This window comes from Methylopila sp. Yamaguchi (assembly GCF_002897035.1).
In the GTDB taxonomy this organism is placed as follows: Bacteria; Pseudomonadota; Alphaproteobacteria; order Rhizobiales; family Methylopilaceae; genus Methylopila.
Genome location: NZ_BAUX01000025.1, coordinates 23,158 through 29,529, shown reverse-complemented (window position 1 = coordinate 29,529; position 6,372 = coordinate 23,158). Strand labels below are relative to the sequence as shown.

Annotated in this window: 5 protein-coding genes and 1 tRNA gene; 1 reads left to right on the top strand and 5 read right to left on the bottom strand. The window is 69.8% G+C overall.

Features of this window, described 5'->3' with window-relative positions:
* Positions 1-77 precede the first annotated feature (77 nt).
* Entirely contained in the window at positions 78-752 is a 675-nt protein-coding gene (locus tag METY_RS20035) for a YggS family pyridoxal phosphate-dependent enzyme (RefSeq protein ID WP_200819749.1), read from the top strand.
* A 322-nt stretch (positions 753-1,074) separates the two neighbouring features.
* Here METY_RS20035 and METY_RS20030 read toward each other — a convergent pair whose 3' ends face one another.
* The 5 genes from METY_RS20030 to METY_RS20010 all read right to left on the bottom strand — a co-directional run bounded on the left by METY_RS20030 (position 1,075) and on the right by METY_RS20010 (position 6,359).
* Entirely contained in the window at positions 1,075-1,563 is a 489-nt protein-coding gene (locus METY_RS20030) for a tellurite resistance TerB family protein (RefSeq protein WP_103123157.1), read from the bottom strand.
* Between the two features lie 126 nt (positions 1,564-1,689).
* Positions 1,690-1,765, bottom strand: a tRNA-Thr gene (locus tag METY_RS20025).
* Positions 1,766-1,831: 66 nt separating this feature from the next.
* Positions 1,832-3,466 (bottom strand): glucan biosynthesis protein, encoded by a 1,635-nt coding sequence (locus tag METY_RS20020; RefSeq protein ID WP_200819748.1) that lies wholly within the window; start codon positions 3,464-3,466, stop codon positions 1,832-1,834.
* Positions 3,467-3,604: 138 nt separating this feature from the next.
* Positions 3,605-4,057: a hypothetical protein gene (locus tag METY_RS20015; RefSeq protein WP_103123155.1), complete on the bottom strand. Its 453-nt coding sequence runs from the start codon at positions 4,055-4,057 to the stop codon at positions 3,605-3,607.
* A 64-nt stretch (positions 4,058-4,121) separates the two neighbouring features.
* Complete coding sequence (locus tag METY_RS20010; RefSeq protein WP_103123154.1) at positions 4,122-6,359, bottom strand: heavy metal translocating P-type ATPase; 2,238 nt, start codon at positions 6,357-6,359, stop codon at positions 4,122-4,124.
* Between the last annotated feature and the right edge of the window lie 13 nt (positions 6,360-6,372).

The window sequence follows — 6,372 nt, the reverse complement described above, 5'->3', positions numbered from 1 at the left end:
CCCCCCTTGATCTCGTTTAGGTTTCGGCGTTCCGCACGCGCGCTGAGGGCGCGCTTCGCATGTCCCGAGGAGCCGCGATGACCGACGCCCCCGCCCGCCTCGCTTTGGTGCGCGCGGCTCTCGCCAAGGCGGAGCGCGCCGCCGGCCGACCGGAGGGCGAGACGACGCTGATCGCCGTCTCCAAGACCTTCGACGCGGCGGACATCCTGCCCGTGCTCGAGGCCGGCCACCGCGTGTTCGGCGAGAACCGGGTGCAGGAGTCGCAGGCCAAATGGCCGGAGCTGAAGACGCGGTTCCCGGACGTTGAGCTCCACCTCATCGGCCCGCTCCAGTCGAACAAGACCGCGGAAGCGGTCGCGCTGTTCGACGCCATTCACACCATCGATCGGCCCAAGATCGCCCAGGCGATCGCGAAGGAGATGGCGGCGCAGGACCGCAGCCTGAAACTCTTCGTGCAGGTGAACGTGGGGTCCGAGCCGCAGAAGGCGGGCGTCGATCCGGAGGAGGCCGACGCGTTCCTCGCGCAGTGCCGGCACGTCTATGGCCTGAAGCTCGAAGGGCTGATGTGCATCCCGCCGGTGGACGAGCCGCCCGCGCCGTATTTCGCGCTGCTCGACCAGATCGCGCAACGCAACGGGCTCAAGGGCCTGTCGATGGGAATGAGCTCCGACTTCGCGGACGCCGTGCCGTTCGGGGCGACGCATGTGCGGGTCGGCAGCGCGATCTTCGGAACGCGGCCGAAGCCGGCGTGAAGGTCGGGATGCGGAGGGGGGTCCCAACACGTGACGACGGAACCCCGCCTCCGCCCGAACTGACGCCGGTACGCATGAACCAGATCCGGCGACCCTGGTTGAGCAAGCGGCTTGCCAAGTTACGAAGGCGAGATCATGCCCAATATGTGGGGCTTTGAGAGCTCAGACCATCAATAGCTAGTGAGAACGCCACAGGCCTTTCGCAGCGCCTGTCGCGTTTTGCGTCGCGTTTTGCAAATTGCGAATTGGGCGGGGACAGTTAAGTCCCTCTTCGGACCAGGTCTCGCTCTGCGCCGTCGCAGAGTGGCACGTCGCGTAGGCCTCAGTCCTTGACGGGCGCGTCCGACAACGGACGCGCACGGGCCGCGATGCGCCGTTTCAGCTCCACGCGTTCGCGGGTCGAAACGCCGAGCAGCTCGGCGACGCGCCAGACCACATTGTCCTCAAGCTCGTTGACGGCGCCGTCCGAGAACACGAGCTCCCACATCATCTCGATCACGCCCGCCCGGCCCTCCGCGTCCAATGAGCGCTTGAGCACGCTCGTGAAGGCGTAGAGGTCGACCGCTTCCTGATCGCGCTGTCGGGCGAGCGCGAGAAGTTCGTCGGTCTCGCTTTCGGACAGGCCGAACCGCGCCCGCACGATGCCGTGCAACGCGTCACGCTCCTGCGCCTCGACGACCCCGTCCACACCGAGCAGGTGGACCATCAGCGCCGCAGCGGCGACGCGGTGGTCGGACACCGAGAACGGCTTGGCCGCATCCTCGCCGGTCCCGGCGAGCTCGTTCATGAAATGCCGCAGACTGTCGAACATTCGCCCCCGCTCCGCCCAGAACGCCTAACGGCGTGCTCCCGCAGGGCGTCAACGGAGGTATAGACGGCCGAACTCCACGTCCGGTAGGACGCGGAAGCGACACTGACGCGATTTCGATGGAAGGAGTGGTGCCGCTTGCGTGACTCGAACACGCGACCCCGTCATTACGAATGACGTGCTCTACCAACTGAGCTAAAGCGGCGACGGCGCACCCTCTACCGAAAGGGCGCTCCGAATGCAAGGCGGGACGTGCGACGCGTCCCCGAAATCACGCCGGCGGGATGTACTGATACAGCCACGTCTCGGTCAGCACCCGATCCCCGACCTTCATATAGCAGCGCATTTCGACCGGCTCCGGCCCCTGCGCCGTCAGGTCGAACTGCGCGCGCCAATGGCCCGGCACGTCGCTCGGCACCGCCTCGGCGAAGACGTAGGAGAACGTCCCGCGGGAGGCCCAGAGCACCGGCTCCACGGTCTGGCCGTAGGGGATGTCGGTCAACGGCCCGCCCAGGAACTCGACCATGAACTTGCGCACGCCTGGCGGCCGCGGCAGACCGGGCTGGCCGCCCCGGCCGAGCCTTGTGGCCACCACGCGGCCGAGCGGGGTGGGGTAAGGCTCTTCGTCGAGCCAGTGCAGCTTGTAGGCGAGCGCTACGGTTTCGCCGGTCTTCGTTGGCTCCGAGGGGATCCAGTAGGCCACCACGTTGTCGTGGATCTCGTCGTCGGTCGGCAGCTCGACGAGCTGCACCACGCCCTTGCCCCAGTCGCCCACCGGCTCGACCCAGGTCGACGGGCGGTCCTGGTACTTCACGCCGTCCTGATAGTGGTCGAACACGCGGTCGCGCTGCAGAAGGCCGAAGCCGCGCGGGCGCTCGTCGGTGAAGCTTGACGTCATGATGCGCGGCGGGTTGTTCAACGGGCGCCAGATCCTCTCGCCCGAGCCGGTCCACATGGCGAGGCCGTCGGAGTCGTGCACTTCGGGGCGCCAATCGATCAGCGAGGGCTTCTGGGTCTCGGAGAACCAGTACATTGAGGTCAGCGCGGCGAGCCCGAGCCGCGGCACGTCCTGGCGCATGGTCACCGTCGCCTCGATCTCCATCAGCGTCCCGGCGGTGCGATGGATCAGGAAGCGATAGGCGCCGGCGAGCGACGGTCCGTCGAGCAGCGCATAGACCGTGACAGGGTCGCCGTCGGTCTTGGCCGGCTCGAACCAGAACGCCGTAAAGTCCGGAAATTCCTCCGCCGCCCCGGGCTGAGGGAACAGCGCCACGCCGCGCGCGGACATGCCGACCTGTCCCTTGCCGCCGATCGCGCGGAAGTAGGACGCGCCGAGGAAGGTCGCGAAGGGCTCGCGCGTCTTCCAATCGCCTTTGTCGGTGACCTGGTCCTTGGCCTCGCGGATCCAGAGGCCTGCATAGGCCGAAGGCTGCGGCGGGAGGCCCTTGGCGACGTGATCCGCCGGCATGTCGAAGTAGGAGGGATCGTAGAGGATCTCGCGCGACTTGCCCTCGGCGACCGCGTGCATGCGGACCGTCTTGGGAAAGAACTGGCCGACGTGCATGAAGGTGATGGGATAGGCGCCCGGCGACTTCCCGTAGAGCGCGTGCTCCGGGTTGAACTTCAGCTTGCCATGGGCGTCGTAATCAATCTTCCGGACGATGTCCGGGTTCGGCCGCGGGGGCTCGGCGTAGGGTTTCGCCGCTTTCGCCTTCGCGAGCGCCTTCAGCCCGTCGTAGGAAAAGGGCTCAGCCGGACCGAACTTCAGGTTGTCGCCCGCTGCGACCTGCGCAGCGGCGGGCGTCGCGAAGGCGATCGCCGCCTGTGCGGCGAGACCGATCTGCAGCAGCGTGCGGCGGTCGAGAAGGGAAACGGAGGGGGCGTCGGGCGAAGGCCGGCGGGACATGAAGCTCTCAAGCGTCGAGGAAGGACGGTGGAGCTTCGTGATATAGCGCGATTTCGGTCGCGAGAAGGCAAAGGCGCGCCCGCGAGGATCACGTGTCCGCGCCGGAGCGGGAGCGCTCCGGCGACGGAGAAGGCTTCGTCAGGAGCCGGCGGCCTCGGCCACGACGGCGGCGACGGCGCGGCCGGCCGCGGCGGCTTCGTCAGCGCTCAGACCATGACGCTTCACCAGCGCCTTCGGATCGTCATAGGCGATCGAGACGGAGTCACCGTCCATGTAGACCAGGGCGCGGAGCGGCAGGTCGAGCGCATCCAGGGCGCGGGCCGAGGCGTCGGCGGTGTGGTGGGGGTCTGCGAAGAGCACGAGGGTCGCCGGGGCGGCGGAGGCGGACTGCTCGACCTTCACGACCGTGGAGACGCCGCGGCGGCGCAGCGAGGCCTCAAGCGCCTGGACCGTCGGAACAACGCCCTGGGCGCTGCGCACCACGATCGGCTGTCCGGACTTGGTCACCGCTTCGGCCGGTCCGCTCATCGGCAGCAAGGCGACCGCGAGCACGAAGAGCAGGATCGTCGAGAAGAAAATCGCGACGCGCATTTTAGAAACCCCCAGGAGACGCAAACGCCCTTTGTGACGCGCGCCTATAACGCGCCTGGAGGGATTAAGGATCCATTCTCCAACGGGAAAGTCTCAAGGCGTTCAGGACCACGCTCACGGAGGACAGCGCCATGGCGGCGCCGGCGATTGCGGGCGACAGAAAGCCAAGAGCCGCAAGGGGCAGACCCACCACGTTATAGGCGAAAGCCCAAACGAGGTTCTGGCGGATTGTCGCCACGGTGCGGCGCGAAAGCGACAGTGCTGCAGGCGCGAGACGGAGGTCTGGGCGCAGCAGCGCGATTCCGGCGGTCTCGAGCGCCACGTCGGCGCCGCCGCCCATCGCGACGCCGATGTCGGCCGCTGCGAGCGCCGGAGCGTCATTGATGCCGTCGCCCACCATCGCGACGACGCGGCCTTCCGCCCGAAGCCGCGCGATCGTGGCGAGCTTGTCGGCCGGACGCGCCCCCGCCTCCACGCGCTCTATCCCGACGCCGAGGGCAATGGGGGCCGCCGCTTCCGCCGAATCGCCGGTTAGCATCACGACCTCGACGCCGGCCTCCCGAAGCCGGCGCACGGCTTCCGCGGCGTTCGGCCGGGCGGCGTCGGAAAACGCCAGCACGCCTTTGGCGCGACGTCCTTCCGAGAGCGCGACGGCGGTCCGGCCCTCGGCGGCGTGGCGCGCCAGCATCGCCTCGATCGGCGCAGTGTGAGCTCCGATATCCGCCAACAGGCGCACGCCGCCGATGGCGATCTTGGACCCATCCACAGTCCCGGTGATTCCCTCGCCTGACACGGCGCGGATGTCGTGGGCGACGGGGATGTCGAGGCCTTGGCCCTCGGCGGCTTCCACGACCGCCTGGGCAAGAGGATGTTCCGACCCGCGCTCGATCGCGGCCGCAAGAGCGACGAGGCGCTGACCGTCGCCGTCGAGGGCCTCGGACGCCACCAGGGCGGGCCGGCCGGCGGTCAGCGTCCCAGTCTTGTCGAATACGACGGTGTTCACGCGCGCCGCGCGCTCGAGCGCTTCGATGTCGCGCACCAGGATGCCGGCGCGCGCGCCCGCGCCCGTGCCGGCGACGAGCGCCGCCGGGGTCGCGAGGCCGAGCGCGCAGGGGCAGGCGATGACAAGCACCGCGATCGCGTGGCCCAGCGCCGCGCCCGCTCCCGCCCCGGCCAGCAGCCAGCCGACGAAGGTCGCGGCGGCGATCCCGACCACCACCGGCACGAAGACCGCCGTGACCCTGTCCACGAGACGCTGCACGGGCGCCTTGGCGAGCTGTGCGCGCGCCACCAGCCGACCGATGCGGGCAGGGGTCGCGTCCTCGCCGACGGCGGAGGCCTCCACCAGCAGCGACCCGGATCCGTTCATCGCCCCGGCGATCACGGCGTCTCCCGCGGCTTTGGCGACCGGCTTGCTCTCGCCCGTGACGAGCTGCTCGTCGGCGTCGCTGCGCCCCTCCACCACCAGTCCGTCCACCGGGAACCGCTCGCCCGGCCGCACCCGGACGATGTCGCCGGCGCGCAGCGCGTCCACCGCGACGTCCTCCTCGCGGCCATCGGGCAGGTGGAGGCGGGCGCGCCCTGGAATGAGCTCACCGAGCGCCGTCAGCGCCGCGCTCGCCCCGGCCGTGGCGCGGGCCTGAAGCAGGTTGCCGAGCAGCACGAAGCCGAGCACGGCCACGGCGGCTTCGAAGTACAGAGCCCCGTGTCCGCCATAGGCGAGCACCTCGACCGCGCTCCAGCCATAGGCGGCGGTGGACCCGAGGGCGACCAGCACGTCCATGTTGGCGGCGCCGCCCCGCAACGCCGCCCAGGCGCCGCGGTAGAACCGCGCGCCGACGAGCAGTTGGACGGGCGTGGCGAGCGCAAGCTGCAACCAAGGCGGCAGCAGACCGTGGGCCCCGACCGCCATGCCCGCCATTTCGACGAGGAAGGGAGCGCCCAGCACGGCCGTCATGATCAGGAGGGCGGCGGTCCGCCGCTCGTCGGCGCGGCGGGCGACTGCCCGAGCCTCGTCGGCCGCTCGGCGCGCTTGCGAACCCGAGGGGCGAACATGCGCGTCGTAGCCGGCGCGCCGCACGGCGGCGACGGCGGCGGCGGGATCCGCCGGCCCGTCGAAACGGACGTCGGCGCGTTCCAGCGGGAGGTTCACGACGGCGGAGGCGATCCCCGGCGTGCGGCCCAGCACCCGCTCGATCCGCTCAGCGCAGGCCGCGCAGTGCATGCCTTCGACGTCGAGCGTCACGCTCGCCGGCGCGGAGGCGCCGGCGGCGAAGGCGTGTGCGGGTTCTGGCCGTGTCATGGGTCTTGTCCTC

Bases quoted from the DNA above. Each gene is read 5' to 3' on its own strand.
- METY_RS20035 (WP_200819749.1), top strand. From the start codon at position 78: ATGACCGACGCCCCCGCCCGCCTCGCTTTGGTGCGCGCGGCTCTCGCC.
- METY_RS20030 (WP_103123157.1), bottom strand. From the start codon at position 1,563: ATGTTCGACAGTCTGCGGCATTTCATGAACGAGCTCGCCGGGACCGGC.
- METY_RS20020 (WP_200819748.1), bottom strand. From the start codon at position 3,466: ATGTCCCGCCGGCCTTCGCCCGACGCCCCCTCCGTTTCCCTTCTCGAC.
- METY_RS20015 (WP_103123155.1), bottom strand. From the start codon at position 4,057: ATGCGCGTCGCGATTTTCTTCTCGACGATCCTGCTCTTCGTGCTCGCG.
- METY_RS20010 (WP_103123154.1), bottom strand. From the start codon at position 6,359: ATGACACGGCCAGAACCCGCACACGCCTTCGCCGCCGGCGCCTCCGCG.